The sequence below is a fragment of the Micromonospora sp. URMC 103 genome, from assembly GCF_051386435.1.
In the GTDB taxonomy this organism is placed as follows: Bacteria; Actinomycetota; Actinomycetes; order Mycobacteriales; family Micromonosporaceae; genus Micromonospora.
This window is the reverse complement of record NZ_JBPQTR010000003.1, coordinates 558,758-578,179: the sequence shown is the minus strand read 5'-3', so window position 1 is coordinate 578,179 and position 19,422 is coordinate 558,758. Positions and strand designations below refer to the sequence as shown.

The window sequence follows — 19,422 nt, the reverse complement described above, 5'->3', positions numbered from 1 at the left end:
GGTGCGCCAGACCTTCGTCGACACCACCACAGCCCTGCTGGCCGACGATCCGCGCACGGCCCTGGTGCTCGCCGACATCTCGGCCGCCGCCTTCGAGCCGGCCGCCGCCCGGCACCCGGACCGGGTGCTCAACGTGGGCATCCGCGAGCAGCTCATGCTGGGCGTGGCGGGCGGCCTCGCGCTCACCGGGCTACGGCCGATCGTGCACAGCTACGCCCCGTTCCTGGTCGAGCGGGCGTACGAGCAGATCAAGCTGGACCTCGACCACCAGGGCGTGAGCGCCGTGCTGGTGAGCGTGGGCGCCTCGTACGACCGGGCGGCGGCCGGCCGCACCCACCTCGCCCCGGCGGACGTCTCGCTGATCGACACCCTGCACGACTGGACGGTGCACGTGCCCGGGCACCCGGACGAGGTGCCGGCGCTGCTGCGCGACGCGGTGGCCGGGGACGGGCCCGCCTACGTACGCCTCTCGACGCTGCACAACGACCGCCCGCTCGGAGGCGACGGCACGCTCGCCGTGGTGCGCGACGCGGGACCGGGCGCGCCGCTGCTCGTGGCGGTCGGGCCGGTGCGGGACGCGGCGCTCGCGGCGGTGGCCGACCTGCCGGTCAGCGTGGCGTACACCCACCGGCCGCGGCCGTTCGACGTGGCGGGGCTGCGGGCGCTGGCCGGCAGCGAGGTGATCCTGGTCGAGCCCTACCTGGCGGGAACGTCGAGTCGGGTGGTGTCGGCGGCGCTGGCCGACCGGCCGCACCGGCTACTCGCGCTGGGTGTGGGTCGGCGGGATCTGCGCCGCTACGGCTCGCCGGAGGACCACACGCGGTGGCACGGGCTGGACGCCGCCGGGCTGCGCCGCTCGGTCACCCGGTTCCTGGAGCCGGCGCTGGTCTGAGAGGGGCCCGTCAGCGGGCCGGCGCGGAGGGACGGCGGCGGGTGCGCTCGCGACCGAGGATCCAGATCGCCTCGACGCCGTCCTTCCAGGTGATCTTCTTGCCCTCTTCGCGCCCGCGGGCGCGGTAGCTGATCGGCACCTCGTACGGGCGGATCCGCCGGCGCAGCAGCTTGCCGGTCACCTCGGCCTCCATGCCGAAGCCCCGTGAGCGCACGTCGAGCGAGCGGTAGAGCGCCACCGGCATGAGCTTGAAGCAGGTCTCCAGGTCGCCGATGTAGGAGTTGAACAGGATGTTCGCCGCCATCGTGACGCCCTTGTTGCCCATCACGTACCAGAAGCTGTAGGCGCTGTGGCTGCCGAAGGTGCGGTTGCCGTAGACCACCGTGGCCCGCCCGTCGAGCACCGGGTCGAGCAGCTTGGGGATGTCCTGCGGGTCGTACTCCAGATCGGCGTCGAGGATGACCATGTATTCACCCTCGGCATTGTCGACCGCCGTCTTGATGGCCGCGCCCTTTCCGGCGTTGCGCTGGTGGGTGATGACCCGCAACCGTTGGTCGTCGGCCCGCCCGAGGACCTCCGCGGTGCCGTCCCGGCTGCCGTCGTCGACCACTACCAATTCGATCTCGCACGGGTAGTCGACCGCCAATGCCTGCTTGAGGGCATCCGCGATGCGTTCTTCCTCGTTGTAGACCGGCATGAGGATCGAGAGCTTCACGGGAATCTCCACGGTGGCGACGATATGTCGGGCCTAGCGTAGCCTGGCAGGTCAGCGCACCGGTGGCCACCACCTTGTGCATCCGGCGTGGCGTATTCGCAACGATGGTGTTTACTTCCCGCCATGTCGGCAGCCGGCTCCCTGCTCACGGTGGCGCCCGTCGCCGCCGTGCTCCTGCTCGTCCTCGCGACCCGACCCCGTGCCGACGCGGTGGCGCGGCTGCGACTCGGTGTCGTCCGGGCCGCGCTGGTCACCGGGAGCTTCGCTGTGCTCACGGTCGAGGTGCTCGGCGCGGTGCACGCGCTCACCCTGCCGGCCCTCGCGGGCGCCTGGCTGCTCTTCCTCGCCGCCGCCGGTGCGGCCGCCGTCGGGCGTCGTAGGCGGGACGCGGCGCGACGCGGTGACGGGCGTGCGGCCGCGCCGCGGGAGGCGCTCGTCGCGGCGGCGGCCGGGACCCCGGCGGGCGGCGCCCCGGCGGCGTCCCCCCGGCCGCCCTCGCCGGCCGGCGGGGGGACCGGCGTCGGCTGGCGCCCCCGCCTGGCCGAGAGTTGGCGTACGGCCACCCGCGGGGAACGCCTGCTCGCTTGCGCGGTCGGCGGGTTCGTCCTGGTCGAGCTGCTCGTGGCCCTGCTCGCCGAACCGAACAACTTCGACTCGCAGACGTACCACCTGCCCAAGGTGGAGCACTGGGTCGCCCAGGCCGACCTCGACTTCTGGCCCACCGCCATCCACCGGCAGGTGACCATCCCGCCCGGCGCCGAGTACCTGCTGCTGCACCTGCGCCTGTTCACCGGCGGCGACCGGCTGCACAACCTCGTGCAGTGGGCGGCCGGGGTGGGCTGCCTGCTGGTGGCCGCCCGGATCACCGCGCAGCTCGGCGGCGGCCGGCGGGCCCAACTGCTTACCGCGTTCGTCCTGGCCACCACGCCGATGGTGGCGTTGCAGGCGACGAGCACCCAGACCGATCTCGTGGTGGCGGCGTGGGTCGCCTGCGCGGCGACCCTGGTGCTGGACGGGCTGCTGCGGCGTACCGGGGTGGGCACGATGCTCGGGCTCGGGGCGGCCGCCGGGCTTACCGCGGTCACCAAGACCAGCGGCCTCATCGCGGTCGGCCCGCTGCTCGTGCTCTGGGGGCTGGCCCAGCTCCGGCTCGCCCGCACGGGCGGCGGGACCAGCTCGGCCGTCGGGGCCGGCGGCGCGCCGGGCGGGCCCGTCCGGCGCACCGTCTCGCCGGCGGGTGGGATCGCCCGGACCATCGGCGGGTCGGTGCTCGTCCTGGTGGTGGCGGCCGCCGTGGTGGGCCCGTTCCTGGCCCGGGTGACGGCCGAGTTCGGGCACCCGCTCGGGCCGCCCCGGCTGCGCGAGTCGATCCCCATGGAGCGGCACGACCCGCCCTCCGTTCTCGTCAACGCCCTGCGGATCGCGCACACCGCATTCGACACGCCGCTCGGGCCGCTGCGGCACGCCGGCGCCGAGGCGATCGTCCACGGCGCCGGGGCGATCGGTGTCGACCCGCAGGACCGGGCCACCACCTTCGGCCGGGAGCTCTTCCCCGAGCCGGCCTGGTACCCGGACGAGGACCGGGTCGCCTTCCCGCTGGCCGGGTCGCTGGCGCTGCTGGGCGCGGTCTTCGCGCTCGCCCGCCCGGCGCGGATCAACCCGGCGGGCGCCGGGGCGCTGCGGGCGTACGCCACGGTCGTGGTCGCCACCGTGGTCCTGCACACCGTGATGATCAAGTGGCAGCCGTGGGGCAACCGGCTGCTGCTGTACGCGCTCGTGCTGGCCGTACCGCTCGCCGGGCTCTGGCTGGACGCCCTGTTCCGGCGCCGCGCCGGGTCGCTCGCCGCAGCCGGCGGATCATCGGGAGACGCGGCCGGCAGCCCGACGGCCGTGACCGGGCGCCGCTCGGTCGCCACCCTCGCAGCGGTGACGGTGCTGGCCACGTCCGCGCTCGCCGGGGTGCTCGCGCTGTCGTACGGCTTCCCGCGCCGGCTGGTCGGCTCGGGCTCGGTGTTCACCACCTCCGACTGGGACACCCGGTTCCTGCGCCGCCCCCAGTGGGCGGACGAGTTCCGCTGGGCGGCCGAGGCGGTACAAGCCAGCGGCGCCCGTCGGATCGGCCTCGTCGAGCAGAACGACAACTGGGAGTACCCGTGGTGGCTGCTGCTGCGCGACGAGAACGGGCGGCCGCCCGAGCTGGTGGCGCTCCAGTCGGTGCTGCCCGACCGGCCGCCGGCCGATCCGTCCTCGGTGGACGCCGTGGTCTGCACCGGCCCCCGGACGGCGTGCGCCCGCCTCGTCCCGCCCGGCTGGCGGGTCGAGTACCGCGGCTACGTCGGCTACGCCCTGCCGCCCGACCGCTGAGACCGCGCCCCTGCCGCCCGGCCGGCTGAGACCGCGTCCCGAACCCGGCGGGGACGGGCCCGGCGGGGGGCTCGGCGGGCGCGGACTCGGCGGGGGGCGGGCCCGGCCCGTCCCGTGGGCGGCGCGCCCGGATCGCCCGAAGGGTGCGGTTCGGCAGTGTGCGCAGGGACTACGAGACGCATTCACATACCTGCCGACGCACGTTACCGTCTGGTAACTCAATCGACATCCACCGATTGAGCCGAAAGGAGTGCGTCGATGCCTGCCTATCCCGCCAGGCGCGAACGGGCCACCCGACGGCGCGTCCTCGCCGTCGCCGTCGCCGCCGCTCTCGCCCTCCCGACGCTCGTCGGCCCGGCCGTCCCCGCGACGGCGGCCGACCGACCGGCCATCCAACCCCTCCCGGCCAACCTCGAGGCGATCCGCGCCGCCGAGGCGACCGCCCTCTACGGCACGCCCGGCATCCGCCCCATCGAGCAGCGTCGCACCTCGCTCGTCACCATGGGCGACAGCGAGATCTCCGGTGAGGGCGTCGGCAACTATGTACCCGGCACCCACGAGCCCGGCAACTGGTGCGACCGCTCGTACGACCAGGCGGTGTTCCGCACCGGCATCCCGGCCGACGAGCGGTACAACATCGCCTGCTCCGGCGCCACCCCCTGGAACCTCGTGGCGGGCGGCCCCACGCAGCACAACGAGCTGAACCAGGGCGACCACCTGGCGATCAAGGCGCGCAACACGCACATCCGCCTGATCTGGGTGGTGGTCGGCGCCAACGGCGACGGCACCATCCAGTTCGGCCCGGTCGCCACCGACTGCGCCATCAGCCGGGTCTTCTTCCAGGGCCCGTGCTATCCCACCTACACCGACCAGTGGACCGTCCGCACCGACGGCAGCCGGGCGGCGGTCGAGACCGCCCTCACCGACATCCGCAACACCATGACGAAGGCCGGGTACCTGACCAGCGACTACGAGCTCGTGCTCATGTCGTACCCGAGCCCCGGCAGCCCGGACGTCGAGGACAACCCGGACTTCCCCGGCTGGTACGCGGGCGGCTGCCTGCTCTACCTGGCCGACGCGGCGTTCGCCCGGAACAAGGCGGTACCGCTGTTCGAGTCGGCGCTACGGGCCGCGGCCACCAACACCGGCACCCGCTACCTGGACGCCAGCCGCCTGTTCCACGGCCACGAGGTCTGCACCGACAGCACCTCGGCACGCGGCCTCTACATCGAGGTCGGCATCTGGGACGAGAACGCGGCCCGACAGTCGTTCCACCCGAACTACCGGGGGCACGGCATGTTCGCCCAGTGCATCACCCAGTTCTGGAACTCGGGCCAGCAGAAGGCCACCTGCGTCGACCCGGCGAGCACCGGCACCGGCGTGCTCTACCCGGGGCTGTTCGAGTTCAAGCAGGTGCGCAACCTCGCGACCGGCACCTGCGTGGACGGCAAGGGGTACGACTCGCGCAACGGCACACCGCAGCAGTCGTACGCCTGTCACGGAGGCCGTAACCAGGGCTTCTGGTACGACCCGACCCGCCGGTCACTGCACTCGGAGCTGTCCCACGACCGGTGCCTCGACGTGGCCAACGGATCCCTCACGGCGGGCACCGCGGTGAACATCCACGACTGCCACGGTGGCGCGAACCAGCGCTTCGTCTTCGCCGGCGACCAGATCAAGCCGGCCGACAACAGCGCGCTCTGCCTGGCCTTCGACAACCCGTTGCTGGGCACGCCCCGGCTGCGGCTGGCCACCTGCTCGACGAGCAACCGGCAGCGGTGGTCCGTCGAGTCCCGCAGCTTCCCCAACCCGGTCGGCTACGGCCACGACGACTTCATCGGCTCCCGCGTCTACTAACCCACCCCACCCCCGCGATCTTGCACTTCTGGCCCCGACGAAAGCCGCGTACCGGGCTGAATCAAGGGCACAAAGTGCAAGATCGCGGGGATGATAGGGGCGGGCGGACCGCTACTTCTTGTGCGGGATCACGATCAGGCGGGCCAGGGCGGTGTCGCCGGTCTTCGCACCGGCCACGCCCAACGTGGTGCCGACCTTCACGTCGGCGCTCTGGATCGTGGCCCGCCGCTCCACGACCCGCAGGTCGTCGCCGAGGCGCCAGGTCATGGTGAACCCGTCGGACGACTTCACCGTCACCGAGTCGCCGTCGATCGCGGTCACCTCGCCGCGCTGCACGGCGATCGTCTTCGTACCGGAGTCCTTCGTCTGCACGACGGCCTCCCCGTGCAGCGTGTTCCGGCGCAGCAGCACCCGCGCCTTGCGCCGCTCCCGCGCCTGCTCGGAGCGCTCGCGGCGCGGCTTGTCCCCGGTGGCGCTGGGCGCCGCCGACGGTGACGCCGGCGCCGCCACGTCCACCACGTCCAGGTCGCCGGGGTCGAAACCCATCGCGGTGAGCGCCTGGCCCTCGGCGCCCATCGCGGCCGCCACCTCGACGGCTGCCTCCCGGGCCGGCTGCGCCGGCTGCTCGGCCACCCCGGCGGCGCAACCGCCGGCCCCGAGCGCGACCGCCGCGAGCAGCGCGGTGCCGGCGGCGAATCCCCAACGTGCCATGACTCTCCCTCTCGTCGGTGGTGCGCCCCAGCCTTTCCGGCCCGGGCGAGGGCAGCGTCAGACCGATGTTCGGATCAGGTAAGGATCGGCGGGCAGCCGCACCGTGAACGACGCCCCGCCCTCGGGCGCGTGCCCCGCCACGATCTCCCCGCCCAGGCGGCGGACCAGTCCCGCCGCGAGCGCCAGCCCGAGCCCGCTGCCCACCTTCCGCACACCCCGGTACCGCTCGTGCAACGCGCCGCGCTCGAACGCCACGGCGAGGTCGTCGTCGGTGAAGCCCGGTCCGCCGTCGCGGACCTCGACGACGCCGCCGGACGCCGGCTCCGGGCCAGCCGGCCGGACCGCGAGCACGACGGGCGCCCCGGGTGGCACGACCCGCAGCGCGTTCTCCAGCAGCCCGTCGACGACCTGCCGGATCCGGCCCGGATCGGTGTACGCGGGCACCGGCGAGTCGGGCTTCTCGACGCGGAAGACGACCCCCACGGCCGCGCACCGGGCGGCCCAGGTCCGCTCGGCGTCGGCCGCCAGCCGGCCGAGGTCGACGGGCGCCGGTTCCAGCGGGAAGTCGGCCGCCTCGAGCCGGGCCAGCGCCAGCAGGTCCCGGACCAGCCGGTCCAGGTGCTCCGCCTCGGCGAGCATGGTGCGGCCGGTGCCGGCCACCTCGCCCGGCTCGATGACCCCGTCGGCCAGCGCCTCGGCGTAGCCCCGGATCGCGGTCAGCGGGGTGCGCAGCTCGTGGGAGACCGAGAGCAGGAACTCCCGCTGCCGCCCCTCGCTGGTGGCCAGCGCGGCGGCCAGCCCGTTCAGGGCGTACGCCAGGTCGGCCACCTCGTCGGGCGGCTCGACCGGCACCCGCACCGCCCGGTCGCCGGCCCGGAGGCGGGCCGCCGCGGTGGCCGCGGTGCGGATCGGCCGGGCCAGCCGGCGGGCGAGCAGGAGGCCGGCCACGACACCGGCGGCCAGCCCGGCGAGCAGGGGCACCCACAGACCGCGCAGCACCTGCCCCCAGAGGCCCGTGGTGAGCGGCCGGGACAGCACCACCCCGTTGCCGTTGGGCAGGGCTCGACCCTCGATGAGCGCCCGCCGGCCACCGACGACGCGGCGGGCCGAGACGTTGCGTCCCTCGCCGATCCGCTGCACCACCCGCGGCGGCAGTCCGGGCCGGTCGGCCGCGCCGGCCCGGATCAGGAACGCGTCGATGCCGAGCGCGCGCAACTGCCGGATGAGACGCTCCTCGTCGGCGGTGCGGCCGCGGTCCAGGCGCGTCCGCAGCACCTCGGCCGCGAGCCGGGCCTGCGCGGCGAGCGCCTCCTGGTCGCGCCGCTCGGCGCCGCGTACGGCCAGCGGCACCGCGACGATCGCGGTGACCAGCACGGCGACCAGCGCCACCGCGCAGGTGACGAGCACCGCCCGGACGGTCAGCGTCCGCCCGAACCCGCGTCGGGCCGGCGCGGACGGCGTCGGGGAGAGCACCGGCAGCGCCACGGTCGGCGGTTCGACGTGGGCCGGTGGTCCCGCGTCGGCGTCCCCGGGCACGACGGGTTCAGGCATCGGCCGCGTACCCGACGCCCCGGTGGGTCCGGATCACGCCGGCCGCGTCGCCGAGCTTCGCGCGTACCTGCGCCACGTGCACGTCCACCGTCCGGGTTCCCGCGTGGGCCGCGTACCCCCAGACCGCGGCGAGCAGCTCCTCGCGGGTGAACACCCGTCCGGGGCGGGCCATCAGGTGGGCGAGCAGGTCGAACTCGGTCGACGTGAGCTGGACGGGCGCGCCGGCGGCGGTCACCGTCCGGCGGGCCGGGTCGAGGGTCACCGACCCGACGACGCGCGGCCGCTCCACCTCGCCGGGCGGGCCGGCCGTCCGCCGCAGCACCGCCCGGACCCGGGCCACGAGCTCGCGCGGGCTGAACGGCTTGGTGATGTAGTCGTCCGCGCCCAGCTCCAGGCCGACGATCCGGTCGACCTCGTCGTCCCGGGCGGTCAGGAAGATGACCGGGGTCCAGTCGCCAGCTTCACGGAGCCGCCGGCAGATCTCGGTGCCGGCAAGGCCGGGCAGGGCGATGTCCAGGACGCACGCCACCGGGCGCAGGCGCCGGGCGGCGGCGAGGCCGGCCGTTCCGTCCCGTTCCAGGTGTACGCCGAACCCGTCCCGGGTCAGGTAGAGCCGGACCAGGTCGGCGATGGCCGGCTCGTCCTCCACCACGAGGACGAGCCCGCGCTGCGGCGCGTCGACGGTCACCGGCCCATGATTGCCGAACGGCGGCCGGTGGGCGGTCAGGGGGTGTTCGGATCCGGTAAAGACCGGCCGCCGGTCAGCGCACCACCGCCGGGCGGAACGGAGCGGACGGCATGCCGGCCGACGCCTCGCCGATGGTGGCGACGATCCGTTCACGGGCGGAGCGCAGGCGGGTACGGAAGGCGTGGTGGAGCAGGGCGTCGAGCTGCCACACCTGCTTCGGCTGGGTCGTCCGGATCACGAAGCGCTCACGGACGCCGTCGATGGCGGTGGCGGCCAGCTCGACCGAGTGCAGCCGCGGGTCCGGGCTCCACGTGACGTTGCTGAGCTCGCGCAGTTCGGTGTTGAGGTGCAGGCGGAGCCGGTGCAGCACCCGGGTCTGCTGGGTGACCACGAGGCGCCGGTGGGTGAGCAGGAGCAGGTACTCGCCGCCGACCGGGCGCTCCGGACGGCTGCACCGGGTGACGAGGATGGTGGCGTCGCCAGAGCCGACGCACCGGCGGAAGACCGGCATGTGCCGGCTCACGGTCTGCACCGCGAGGCCGGCCTCGGCGGCCGCGGGAAGGAACGTTCGGGAGAAGACGTCCATGTCCTGCCCAACGACCCCCGATCGGGGGTGACGTGGGTCACTCCGAGATTTTGCAACTTCCACGCGCCGGTGTCGCACCGCCTGTCCGACTTTCCGGGCGGCACGGGACGGCGGCCCGTCAGACCGGGTCGGACGACAGCAACTCGGCGAGCCAGCCGGGCACCGCCTCGGCGTACTCGGCCCGCGCCGGGTCCGTCGTGTCGAGCGCACGACGCCAGGAGAGCGCGCGGCTCACCGTCGTGGCGGGCACCGCCAGGCCGGCCGCCTCCAGGAGGGTCGCCCGGTCGTAGGCGTCGGTCCACGGTTCCAGGTACGCGTCCCGCAGCTTGGTGAGGGCGGGGTCGCCCGGTTTCAGGTCGGACGCGTACCGGACGGAGCGGAGGGTCACGAGCAGGCTGCCGAACGGGTGGGCCACCGACGCGTCGCCCCAGTCGAAGAAGCGGTAGCCGGCCGGGCCTGCGAAGACGTTGCCGTCGTGCAGGTCGTCGTGCTGGACGGCGGCCGGTACCCCGATCTCGGCGAGCCGCCGGCACCGGTCCGCGTACGCCGGCACCTCCGCCCGCAGCCGCTCGTACGTCTGCGCGTCCAACCCGCCGTCCGCGCCGACGCGCAGCGATCCGTGGTCGTCGAGCAGCTCGGTGAGCAGCGCCGGCAGCACGTCGGGGCGGTGGTCGGGCACGCCGAGCGCGAGCAGGCGGTCGACCTGGGACGCGGTGGCCCGCTGGAGCGCCGCGTACTCGGGCAGCACCCGTTCCCAGTGGCTCGCGTCCCAGTCGCGTTCGAGCAGCTCGCGCAGCGACTCGCCGCCGTGCGGCAGCAACGACCAGCCCCGGACCGCGTCCACCGCGATCGGTGTGAGCACCCGGCCGGGCGCCAGCTCGGCCAGCAGCGAGAGCAGCGCCGCCTCGTGCCGGGTGCCCAGGTTGTTCGCCTTGAACCAGACCGGACCGGCGTCGGTGGGCACCTGCCAGACGAGCGACCACGGGCGTACGCGCGCCTCGACCGGACCGGTGACCCGGCGGCCGGCGGCGGCGAGCCGCGCGGCGACCCAGGCGTGGGCCTCGTCCTGCCAGTGCGGGTCGGCCCAGCCCAGCCGTCGGTGGGGGGAGGTCGTCACGGCACGCAGGGTAGGCGCACGCGACCATTCCGGGCCAGCGGATTGCCGCCCGGTGGGTCGGTCAGAGCAGCTCGACGATGGTGGCGTTGGCCATGCCGCCACCCTCGCACATGGTCTGGAGGCCGTAGCGGATCCCGTTGTCCCGCATGTGCTGGAGCATGGTCGTCATGATCCGGGCGCCGGACGCGCCGAGCGGATGGCCGAGGGCGATCGCACCGCCGCGCGGGTTGAGCCGCTCCGGGTCTGCCTCGGTCTCGGCGAGCCAGGCGAGCGGCACCGGGGCGAACGCCTCGTTCACCTCGTACACCCCGATCTCCTCGATGCCCAGCCCCGCGCGGCGCAGCGCCTTCGCGGTGGCCGGGATCGGCGCCGTGAGCATGGTGACCGGGTCGTCGGCGGCGACCACCGCCGTGTGGATCCGGGCCAGCGGGCGCAGTCCGTGCCGGCTGGCCCACTCGCTCGTGGTGACCGCGAGCGCGGCCGCCCCGTCGGAGATCTGCGACGCCGAGCCCGCGGTCACGACGCCGTCGGCGCGGAACGGCGTGGCCAGCTCACCCAGCCGCTCCAGCGAGGTGTCCCGCCGGATGCCTTCGTCGGCGGCGAACTTGCCGCCGTCGGCGAGCGCCACCGGCGCCAGCTCGGGGTCGAACGCCCCGGCGTCCTGCGCGGCGGCCGCCTTCTCGTGGCTGGCCAGCGCGAACTCGTCGAGCTGCGCCCGGGAGAATCGCCACCGCTGCGCCATGAGTTCGGCGCCCACACCCTGGTTGAACGGGAGCGGCTCGCTCTCGGCGAAGCCCTCGACGCCGCGGTACCGCTCGCGGATCTGCTCGCTGAACGGCATCCCGCCGGCCACGCTGGAGCCCATGGGCACCCGGGTCATCGACTCGACGCCGCCGGCCACCACGAGGTCGGCCTGCCCGGACGAGACGGTCGCGGCGGCGAAGTGCAGGGCCTGCTGGCTGGACCCGCACTGACGGTCCAGAGTGGTGCCGGGCACCGACTCCGGCCACCCGGCGGCCAGCACGCCGTTGCGGGCGATGTTCCACGACTGCTCGCCCACCTGCGACACGCAGCCCCAGACCACGTCGTCGACCTGCTCCGGGTCGATGCCGGTGCGCTCGGCGAGGGCGCGCAGCACGTGCGCCGACAGGTCGACCGGGTGCACTCCGGCCAGGCTGCCCTTGCGCCGCCCCACGGGAGTGCGTACGGCGCCGACGATAACCGCGTCATCCATGTCTACTCCCCGGTAACTTGGGCTGCCCCGATCCTACGTCGTCCATCGACCGGCCGTCCCGCCCCGGCACGGGCCGGGTCCCCCGACGTGCCGGGCAGCCGGCCGCCGCGTCCGCTGGCATGCTGGGCGGGTGGACGACGGGATGCCGGAGCGGCAGTGGCGGGTGCCGGTGAGCCTGCCCGCCGCGAAGCTCGCCGGCGCCGCCCTGCTGGTGGCGCTCGCGCTCCTCTTCGCCGACGGCGATCCGGTGCGGCTCGCGCTGGCCCTGCTGGTCGCCGCCGCGCTGGCCGCCTGGGCGGCACGTGACCTGCTGGCGCCCGTCCGGCTGGCGCTGGACGCCGCGGGCGTCACGGTCATCTCCGGGTTCGCGGGGCGCCGCCGGCTGCCGTGGGCGGCGATCGAGGCGGTCACCGTGGACCGCCGGCCGCGGCTCGGGCTGGCCACCGAGACCCTGGAGATCGACGCCGGGGAGACGCTGCACATCTTCGGCCGGTACGACCTCGGCGACTCGCCCCGGGAGGTCGCCCGCACGCTGCGCGCGGCCCGGGCCGCCGCCGGTTCCTGACCGGCCGCTCAGCTCGCGAGGAGCTGGGCGGTGCGGATGAGGACCGCCCCGACGAGAGCCACCACGATGATCACTCCACCGGCGAGTTGGACGAGCGAACGCCGGGACCGGGGCGCGTACGCGAGCACCAGGGCCATCGCCGCGCCGGTCAGCAGGCCGCCGAGGTGCCCGGCGATCGAGATCCCCGGCACGGCGAAGGTGAAGACCAGGTTGACGATGAGGACCGGCAGGATCGCGGACGTGTCCCGACCCAGCCGCCGCATGATCAGGAAGAGGGCGGCGAAGAGGCCGAAGATGGCCGTGGACGCGCCGGCGGTCGCCGAGTTCGGTGCGCTGAACAGGTACGCGGCGACGTTTCCGCCGAAGCCCGCGACCAGGTAGAGCGCCAGGAAGCGCAGCGGCCCGAGGTTGGCCTCCAGCGACCGGCCGAGCACCCAGAGCGCCCACATGTTCAGCAGCAGGTGCACCACGCCGAAGTGCAGGAACATCGCCGTGACGAGCCGGTACCACTGGCCGTCCGCGACGCCGCCCACGGTGCCGTCGGGAAAGACGGCGAGCCCGAGCACCGCGCCCCAGTCGGTGAGCGGCGTGTGCCCGCCGAGGAGGCCCCCGAAGCCCGACCCGCCGGCCGCCGCGTCGCCGCCGCGGTCGGAGGCGATGGAGAGCAGCATGAGCAGGACGTTCACCGCGATGAGGGCCTTGGTCACGTAGCCGTGCCGGCCGGCGGCACCGCCGCCGAAGGCGGTACGCGCCGGCCGGACGCTACGGCGCCCCTCGCTGACGCACTCCGGACACTGGTGCCCGACCGACGCCTCCCGCATACAGTCCGGGCAGATCGGCCGCTCGCAGCGGGTGCAGCGGACGTACGTCTCCCGGCCGGGGTGTCGGTAGCAGACCGGGGTGGTCGGCGGCGACTCGCTCACCGTGCCCACCCTCCGGAGCGCTCAGTCATGCGAGCAAAGGTACCTCGGGCGCGCCTCAGGCAGCGGACCCCTCGATCTCGACCCGCTCGATGACGACGTCCTGGAGCGGGCGGTCGCTCGGCCCGGTCGGGGTGTTGGCGATCGAGTCGACCACCTTCGCCGACTGCTCGTCGGCCACCTGACCGAAGATGGTGTGCCGGTTGGTCAGGTGCGGCGTCGGGGCGACCGTGATGAAGAACTGCGAGCCGTTGGTGCCCGGCCCGGCGTTCGCCATGGCGAGCAGGTACGGCCGGTCGAAGCGCAGCTCCGGGTGGAACTCGTCGGCGAACTTGTAGCCCGGGCCACCGCGACCGGTGCCGGTCGGGTCGCCCATCTGGATCATGAAGCCGGCGATGACCCGGTGCGAGATGGTGCCGTCGTAGTACGGCCCCTTGCCGGGCTGGCCGGTGCGCGGGTCGACGTACTCGCGCGTCCCCTGCGCCAGCTCCACGAAGTTGCGGACGGTCTTCGGCGCGTGGTTGGGGAAGAGCTCCAGCCGGATCGGGCCGGCGTTGGTGTGCAAGGTGGCGTAGAGAGCCTCGGCCACGGGTACTCCTCACTCGTTGGTCAGTTCCATGCGGATCCTCCCATGTGCCCGATCTGGCATCGCGGAGGCATCCGAGGGTGGAGGATGACGGAGGAACAACTCCCAGGAGGTGGGACCGTGTTTGGAATGGGGCGGCGCAAGTCCCAGGGGCAGCTCGCGAAGGCCGAGCTGAACCAGAGCATCAACCATCTGATGCAGGCAGCCACGTACGCCGCGAAGGGTGCCGGCGCGACGGTCGGCCCCCGGGTCCAGGCGGCCCGGGACTACGTCGGGCCGACGGCGACCCGGATGCGTGACCGCGCCGCGACCGGCTGGGGGACGACGCTCACCTCGCTCGCACCGCTCGCCGCGGCCGCCCGCGACGGGGCCGTGCAGGCGGGATCGATGACCAGGAAGGCGAAGTCGAGGAACATGCGGATCACCGGCAAGAAGAAGCAGCCGCGGCGTCGCGGCTCGATGATGACCGGCCTGCTGGCCGCCGGCGCGATCGCCGGTCTGGCCGGGGCCATGGCGATGCGGCGCCGCCGCGAGCAGCAGGAGTGGGCCGAGTACGACCCCACGCGCACCCTCGAGCCCATGCGGGACGAGGTGGACACCATCGAGGTGCAGACCCGTTCGACCCCGGGAGGCGAGAAGATGGCTGACGCGAGCACGTCCGGTGTGGGCGGTGGCCCGACCGGCGCCGGCAGCTCGGCGGTGGCCGGCGGGCAGAGCGCGTCGACGACCGCGCCGAGCACCTCGTCCACGGCCAAGGTCCAGCCGACCGGGAAGGTCCCCTCGGTGGCCGAGGGCGCCAAGGACGTGACCGGCCGCCCGGCCGACGACCTCAGCAAGGCACTGGGCAAGGACACCGCCCGCACCAACGGGCGCCGCTGACCCACGCGACGGCGGGAAGTGCCGGCGAGGCGGGCTCCGGCCCGCAACGCCGGCGCTTCCGCGTTCTCGGAAGGCGGACCGGACGCGGACCGGCGCGGCGGCGCGGCCCGGCCGGCCCGCCGTCAGAGCCAGCCGTTGCGGTGGAACCAGCGGTACAGCGCGAACGAGGCTCCGAGCATCAGGGCCCAGACGATCGGATAGCTGTACGCCCAGTCCAGCTCCGGCATGTACTTGAAGTTCATGCCGTAGATGCCGGCGATGGCGGTCCACACGGCGGCGATGGCCGCCCACGCGGCGATCTTGCGCATGTCGTTGTTCTGGTCGACGGTGACCTGGGCGAGCCGCGCCTGCAGGATCGAGTTCAGCAGGTCGTCGTACGAGTTCACCTGCTCGACCGTGCGGCTGAGGTGGTCCTGCACGTCGCGGAAGTAGCGCCGGATCTCCTTCGGCACCTCGCGGTTGCCCTGCGAGGTCAGCGTCAGCAGCGGGCGTTGCAGCGGCACGACGGCCCGCTTGAACTCCACCAGCTCGCGCTTCATCTGGTAGATCCGCTGGATCCGCGAGATGCCCTGCCGGTCGAAGACCTCCGCCTCCAGCACGTCGAGGTCGTCCTCGAGCTTGTCGGCGACCTCCAGGTAGAGGTCGACCACCCGGTCGGTGATGGCGTACGCGACCGCCCACGGCCCGTGGAGGAGCAGCTCCTCCTTGCTCTCCAGGTCGGCGCGGACCGGGGACAGCCGAGAGGCATCGCCGTGCCGGACGCTGACCACGAAGTTCGGGCCGATGAAGAGCAGCACCTGCCCGGTCTCCACCACCTCGGACTGCTCGGTCAGCTCGGTGTGCTCGCAGTACCGGGCCGTACGCAGCACGAGGAAGCTCACGTCGCCGAACTGCTCCAGCTTGGGCCGCTGCTCGGCCTTGACCGCGTCCTCGACGGCGAGCTCGTGCAGACCGTACGTGGCCGCGATGGCGGTCATCTCGTCCAGTTCGGGTTGGTGCAGCCCGAGCCAGACGAAGCCGTGCTCCTCCCGGCGGGCGGCGGCCAGCGCGTCGGCGTAGGTCCAGTCGCCCGGCTGCCGCTTGCCGTCCACGTACAGCGCGCAGTCGACGATCCCGCTGCGTCCCGAGTCGGCGGGCGCCGGGTCGCGGGGGGTGCCGTCGGCGCTGAGGATGCGACTCATGGCCCGGACCGGCGCCGCCCAGGCTCCCCGCGGCCGGACCAACCGTCCGCCGTTCTGCGGGGTCGCCCGACCCCGCTGGTCCCGATCCGCCAACGCTCCCCCTCCCCACGCCTCGCCGCCCCGCGCCGCACGGGGGCGGAGGCCGCTCCCGGGCGGCGGCGCGTGCCCCGGCCCGGCGGCCGGCTTGCAGGGTACGCCGATCGAGGCAGTTACGCCGTGTGACGAGGTCGTCGAGCGTGCGGGGCCGGGCGGGCCGGGCCGCATCGGGGGGTGAGGGGCGCCCCGGCCCGCCCGGCGCCCTGTGGGGGCGGGGGGTTGTGCTGGTCACGCCACTCGTCGTGGGTGTCGGCGGATCACCTGGCGTCTGTCGCGGGTGCGACCGGCGACGAGGCCGGGGCGGTGATCTCCGCTACACGTCGTGAGTAACGCTCGCAGCATTGTGGGCCGCACGCCGCTCCGGCGGGAGTCCCCGAGGGGCGGATGCCGCCGTTCTGTCGGAAACCCGACAGGATCCCTACCCGCGGACCGCCGCCACCGCCTCGGCGAGCCGGCGGACCCCCTCGTCGATCTTGTCGGCCGTCACGGCCGAGAAGGCCAGCCGCAACGCGTGCCGCCCACCGTCGACGACGAAGTCGCTGCCCTTGACCACGGCCACGCCGCGCTCGGCGGCCGCCGGGAAGAGCCGGTCGACGTGGACGTCCTCCGGGAACTCCACCCAGAGGAAGTAGCCGCCGTCCGGCTCCACGAACCGGGCCTGCGGCAGGTGGCGGCGCAGCGACTCGGCGAGCACCCGGGCCCGCTCGCCGAGCGCGGCCCGCACCGTCTCGATCGAGCGGTCGATCTCGCCCGACACGCAGAACTGGTGCACGATCGCCTGGGCCACCATGCCCGGGGAGATGTAGAGGCTCGTGGCCTTCTTGGCGATGTCCGCGATCAGGTCCGCCGGCCCGACCAGGTAGCCGACCCGCACACCGGGGCAGACGGTCTTGGTGAAGCTGGAGGCGTGCACCACCACGTCGCGGGTGTCCAGCGAGAGCATGGACGGCAGCGCCTCGCCCCGGAACCGGATGTCCGCGTACGGGTCGTCCTCGAAGATCGTGAACTCGTACTCCGCCGCCAGGTCGAGCAGCTCGCGCCGCTTCTCCAGGGAGAGCGTCACGCCGGCCGGGTTCTGGTAGTTCGGGATGACGTGCGCGAGCCGCGGGCGCACCCCGGACTCGAGCAGCTTGCGCAGCTCTGCGGTGTCCAGGCCGTCCGGCTGGATCGAGACGCCGTGCAGCTCGCTGCCCATCCGCTTGAGGTTGAGCAGCGTCCGGTCGTACGTGGGCCGCTCGACCACCACCGCGTCGCCCGGGCGCACCAGGTGGTCGAAGAGGAAGGCGTCGGCCTGCAACGAGCCGTTGGTCACCAGCACCTGCTCCGGCGTCACACCGTGCTTCTCGGCGATCCACTTCCGCAACGGGGGGTAACCGACGGAGGTGCCGTACGCCGTGATCCCCGCGGGGTCGGCGTCGAACGCGCGCACGGCGGCGGCCTTGAGCCCCTCGACATCGACGATGTCCAGCGAGGGCGCTCCGCGGGCGAAGGAGATCAGCTGCTCGGCGGTCATGGCTGTTGAGCGTACGGGCGGCCCCCGGGGCTGCGCCGACGGCACGGCGATGTCCGCATCCTGAGCCACCGGGTCGGGTGACCTGGGCCGACCCGGTGGCGCGGCAAGTCGGACCGGAAGGGCGAGCGGGTCGTGCTGCGCCCGCCCGCCCGGCGCCCCCGGCCCCCGCCCGCCGACCGGCGCGTCGGTGAGCCGGCCCGCCGGCCCGCCGGCCTGCCGGTCAGCCGGTCGCCACCATCCGGCCGGCGGCCCAGACGCGCATGATGTCCCGCACCGAGATCACCCCGGCCACCTCGCGGCCGTCGAGCACCACCAGGTGCCGGAAGCCGCCCCGGGCCATGGCGACGGCCGCCTCCTCCAGGGTCCAGTCCGGGACCGCGTACACCACGTCCCAGGTCAGGTGGGCGCCCGTGCGCTCGACGTCACAGTCCAGCCCCGCTCCGATGGCGTTGAGCACGTCGCGTTCGGTCATGATCCCGATTCCCTCGGAGTCGGGGTCGATCACCACCGCCGAGCCGACCCCGCGGGCCGACATCATCCGGGCCGCCTGCCGGAGCGTGTGCTCCGGGCCGACCACGAGGACCTCGTTGGACATCGCTTCCCGTACCTGCATCACGCATCACCCCTGTGGGACGGTGGCATCCGGTACGGACATGGTGAGCCGTCGATGTTACGGGAACAAGACCTCGGCATCGCCGCCACGCCGGCCGGCTCGCTACTGTCGGGGCGTGTCCACCGAGCCCCTGCGCTGCGCCGGCGCCCTCATCGTGCACGACGACGGGCGACTCTTCTTCCAGCGGCGGTCCCCGGACCGGCGCCTCTTTCCCAATTGTTGGGACATGGTGGGCGGCCACCTGGAGCCCGGCGAGGACGTCGAGGCGGCGCTGCGCCGGGAGGTGACCGAGGAGACCGGCTGGACCGTCGCGCAGGTGCTGGGCCCGGTGGGCGAGTACCGCTACGTCGGCGACGACGGCCTCGAGCGGGTCGAGAGCGACTTCCTCGTCCGGGTCGACGGCGACCTCGCCCACCCGCGGCTCGAGGCGGGCAAGCACACCGAGTTCCGGTGGCTCGGCGAGGACGACGTCCCCCTGCTCGACGAGCACCGGCACGTCAACGACGGCCTGATCCGCCGGATCGCGGAGGAGGCCTTCGCCACCCTGCGTGCGATGGGTCGGTGAACCACACCGTCGAGCTGGCCCCGCACCGGTTCGCCGGGCTGGTGGCCCCGGCCGTCGACCGGGCGTTCGCGGCCGGCCTGCAGGCCGGGCGCGACCGGGGCGCCGCGGGGTTGAGCCAGCGCTACGGCGGACCGGCGGCCACCGGTTTCCTCGTGGAGTTCCGCACCCGGCTCGCCGAGCCCGGCGGGATCGTGGACGAGCCCGGGTTCGCGGCCGTCACCCGCTACCGGGACGCGGCCGAGTGCCGGCGCGCGCTGGACAAGCAGGTGGCGTACGGGATGCTGCACCGCCGGCCGGACGGCGGGATCGCGGCCACCGAGCGCGGGCTCGCCTTCCTCGGCGAGCTCTGGGGTCTGCAGGCCGAGGTGACCGCCGAGCTGTGGGCCGGCCACGAGGAGCGGGTCGTCCGGCTGGTCGAGGCGTTCGGCCGACTGCTGGCGTACGCGTTGGTGCTCGACGCGGAGCGGCCCGACGCGGCAGGGGCGGCCTTCGCGGCGACGGCGCCCCCGTACGAGCCCGACGGCACCCCGCCGGGCGTGCTGCTGCTCAACCGGCTCGGCACGCTGCGCCACCACCGGGCCGACGCGCACGCGGCCGCGTGGAGCGCCGCCGGGCACACCGCCCGCAGCGTGGCCGCCCTGCCGCCGGGGCCGGAGCGGCTCGCCATCGACCTGGAGACCGACCGTCGCGCGGCCGGCCCATACGCCGTGCTGACCGCCGAGGAGCGGCTCACGGTGCTCGCCGACCTGGCCGCGCTGCCCGGGTGAGCGGCCGGTGAACTCCGGTTGA

Annotated in this window: 19 protein-coding genes; 7 read left to right on the top strand and 12 right to left on the bottom strand. The window is 74.2% G+C overall.

Annotated features, from left to right (window positions below; translation table 11 throughout):
- Window position 1: 1 nt before the first annotated feature.
- On the top strand, window positions 2–892 hold the full coding sequence (locus ACSNOA_RS03125) for a transketolase family protein (RefSeq protein WP_436656006.1): 891 nt from the start codon (window positions 2–4) through the stop codon (window positions 890–892).
- A 10-nt stretch (window positions 893–902) separates the two neighbouring features.
- Here ACSNOA_RS03125 and ACSNOA_RS03120 read toward each other — a convergent pair whose 3' ends face one another.
- Window positions 903–1,607, bottom strand: coding sequence for a glycosyltransferase family 2 protein (locus ACSNOA_RS03120; protein WP_436656207.1), 705 nt, complete (start codon window positions 1,605–1,607; stop codon window positions 903–905).
- 123 nt (window positions 1,608–1,730) lie between these two features.
- On the opposite strand from ACSNOA_RS03120, the gene ACSNOA_RS03115 reads away from it, so the two are divergent.
- Both ACSNOA_RS03115 and ACSNOA_RS03110 read left to right on the top strand, forming a co-directional pair.
- Window positions 1,731–3,971, top strand: coding sequence for a hypothetical protein (locus ACSNOA_RS03115; protein WP_436656004.1), 2,241 nt, complete (start codon window positions 1,731–1,733; stop codon window positions 3,969–3,971).
- Window positions 3,972–4,229: 258 nt separating this feature from the next.
- Entirely contained in the window at window positions 4,230–5,828 is a 1,599-nt protein-coding gene (locus ACSNOA_RS03110; RefSeq protein WP_436656002.1) for a ricin-type beta-trefoil lectin domain protein, read from the top strand.
- A gap of 111 nt (window positions 5,829–5,939) precedes the next feature.
- Here the strand turns inward: ACSNOA_RS03110 and ACSNOA_RS03105 are convergent, their stop codons facing one another.
- The 6 genes from ACSNOA_RS03105 to ACSNOA_RS03080 all read right to left on the bottom strand — a co-directional run bounded on the left by ACSNOA_RS03105 (window position 5,940) and on the right by ACSNOA_RS03080 (window position 11,715).
- Complete coding sequence (locus tag ACSNOA_RS03105; protein WP_436656000.1) at window positions 5,940–6,539, bottom strand: hypothetical protein; 600 nt, start codon at window positions 6,537–6,539, stop codon at window positions 5,940–5,942.
- Window positions 6,540–6,596: 57 nt separating this feature from the next.
- The gene (locus ACSNOA_RS03100) at window positions 6,597–8,090 is read right to left on the bottom strand and encodes a sensor histidine kinase (RefSeq protein WP_436655998.1); all 1,494 of its coding nucleotides are present in this window, start codon (window positions 8,088–8,090) and stop codon (window positions 6,597–6,599) included.
- A complete protein-coding gene (locus ACSNOA_RS03095; RefSeq protein ID WP_436655996.1) occupies window positions 8,083–8,778 on the bottom strand; it encodes a response regulator transcription factor in 696 nt (231 codons plus the stop codon). The genes ACSNOA_RS03100 and ACSNOA_RS03095 overlap by 8 nt, the downstream gene beginning before the upstream one ends.
- Before the next feature lie 73 nt (window positions 8,779–8,851).
- The gene (locus ACSNOA_RS03090) at window positions 8,852–9,364 is read right to left on the bottom strand and encodes a hypothetical protein (RefSeq protein ID WP_436655994.1); all 513 of its coding nucleotides are present in this window, start codon (window positions 9,362–9,364) and stop codon (window positions 8,852–8,854) included.
- Between the two features lie 118 nt (window positions 9,365–9,482).
- On the bottom strand, window positions 9,483–10,481 hold the full coding sequence (locus ACSNOA_RS03085) for an aminoglycoside phosphotransferase family protein (RefSeq protein ID WP_436655992.1): 999 nt from the start codon (window positions 10,479–10,481) through the stop codon (window positions 9,483–9,485).
- 61 nt (window positions 10,482–10,542) lie between these two features.
- Window positions 10,543–11,715 carry a thiolase family protein gene (locus ACSNOA_RS03080; RefSeq protein WP_436655990.1) on the bottom strand — a complete coding sequence of 391 codons (1,173 nt, stop codon included), beginning with the start codon at window positions 11,713–11,715 and terminating at the stop codon, window positions 10,543–10,545.
- A gap of 142 nt (window positions 11,716–11,857) precedes the next feature.
- Between ACSNOA_RS03080 and ACSNOA_RS03075 the strand changes: the two genes are divergently transcribed.
- Complete coding sequence (locus ACSNOA_RS03075; RefSeq protein WP_436656205.1) at window positions 11,858–12,280, top strand: PH domain-containing protein; 423 nt, start codon at window positions 11,858–11,860, stop codon at window positions 12,278–12,280.
- Window positions 12,281–12,288: 8 nt separating this feature from the next.
- Here ACSNOA_RS03075 and ACSNOA_RS03070 read toward each other — a convergent pair whose 3' ends face one another.
- Together ACSNOA_RS03070 and ACSNOA_RS03065 are read right to left on the bottom strand one after the other, a co-directional pair.
- On the bottom strand, window positions 12,289–13,203 hold the full coding sequence (locus ACSNOA_RS03070) for a rhomboid family intramembrane serine protease (RefSeq protein WP_436655988.1): 915 nt from the start codon (window positions 13,201–13,203) through the stop codon (window positions 12,289–12,291).
- Window positions 13,204–13,258: 55 nt separating this feature from the next.
- Window positions 13,259–13,789: a peptidylprolyl isomerase gene (locus tag ACSNOA_RS03065; protein WP_436655986.1), complete on the bottom strand. Its 531-nt coding sequence runs from the start codon at window positions 13,787–13,789 to the stop codon at window positions 13,259–13,261.
- Window positions 13,790–13,873: 84 nt separating this feature from the next.
- On the opposite strand from ACSNOA_RS03065, the gene ACSNOA_RS03060 reads away from it, so the two are divergent.
- Window positions 13,874–14,665, top strand: coding sequence for a hypothetical protein (locus ACSNOA_RS03060; protein ID WP_436655984.1), 792 nt, complete (start codon window positions 13,874–13,876; stop codon window positions 14,663–14,665).
- A 122-nt stretch (window positions 14,666–14,787) separates the two neighbouring features.
- Here the strand turns inward: ACSNOA_RS03060 and corA are convergent, their stop codons facing one another.
- The 3 genes from corA to ACSNOA_RS03045 all read right to left on the bottom strand — a co-directional run bounded on the left by corA (window position 14,788) and on the right by ACSNOA_RS03045 (window position 18,068).
- Window positions 14,788–15,939 carry a magnesium/cobalt transporter CorA gene (gene corA / locus ACSNOA_RS03055; protein ID WP_436655982.1) on the bottom strand — a complete coding sequence of 384 codons (1,152 nt, stop codon included), beginning with the start codon at window positions 15,937–15,939 and terminating at the stop codon, window positions 14,788–14,790.
- A 421-nt stretch (window positions 15,940–16,360) separates the two neighbouring features.
- On the bottom strand, window positions 16,361–17,455 hold the full coding sequence (locus tag ACSNOA_RS03050) for a PLP-dependent aminotransferase family protein (RefSeq protein WP_436655980.1): 1,095 nt from the start codon (window positions 17,453–17,455) through the stop codon (window positions 16,361–16,363).
- Between the two features lie 220 nt (window positions 17,456–17,675).
- A complete protein-coding gene (locus ACSNOA_RS03045) occupies window positions 17,676–18,068 on the bottom strand; it encodes a CBS domain-containing protein (RefSeq protein WP_436655978.1) in 393 nt (130 codons plus the stop codon).
- Between the two features lie 115 nt (window positions 18,069–18,183).
- On the opposite strand from ACSNOA_RS03045, the gene ACSNOA_RS03040 reads away from it, so the two are divergent.
- Entirely contained in the window at window positions 18,184–18,633 is a 450-nt protein-coding gene (locus ACSNOA_RS03040; RefSeq protein ID WP_436655976.1) for an NUDIX domain-containing protein, read from the top strand.
- On the top strand, window positions 18,630–19,400 hold the full coding sequence (locus ACSNOA_RS03035) for a hypothetical protein (RefSeq protein ID WP_436655974.1): 771 nt from the start codon (window positions 18,630–18,632) through the stop codon (window positions 19,398–19,400). The genes ACSNOA_RS03040 and ACSNOA_RS03035 overlap by 4 nt, the downstream gene beginning before the upstream one ends.
- Window positions 19,401–19,422: the final 22 nt, after the last annotated feature.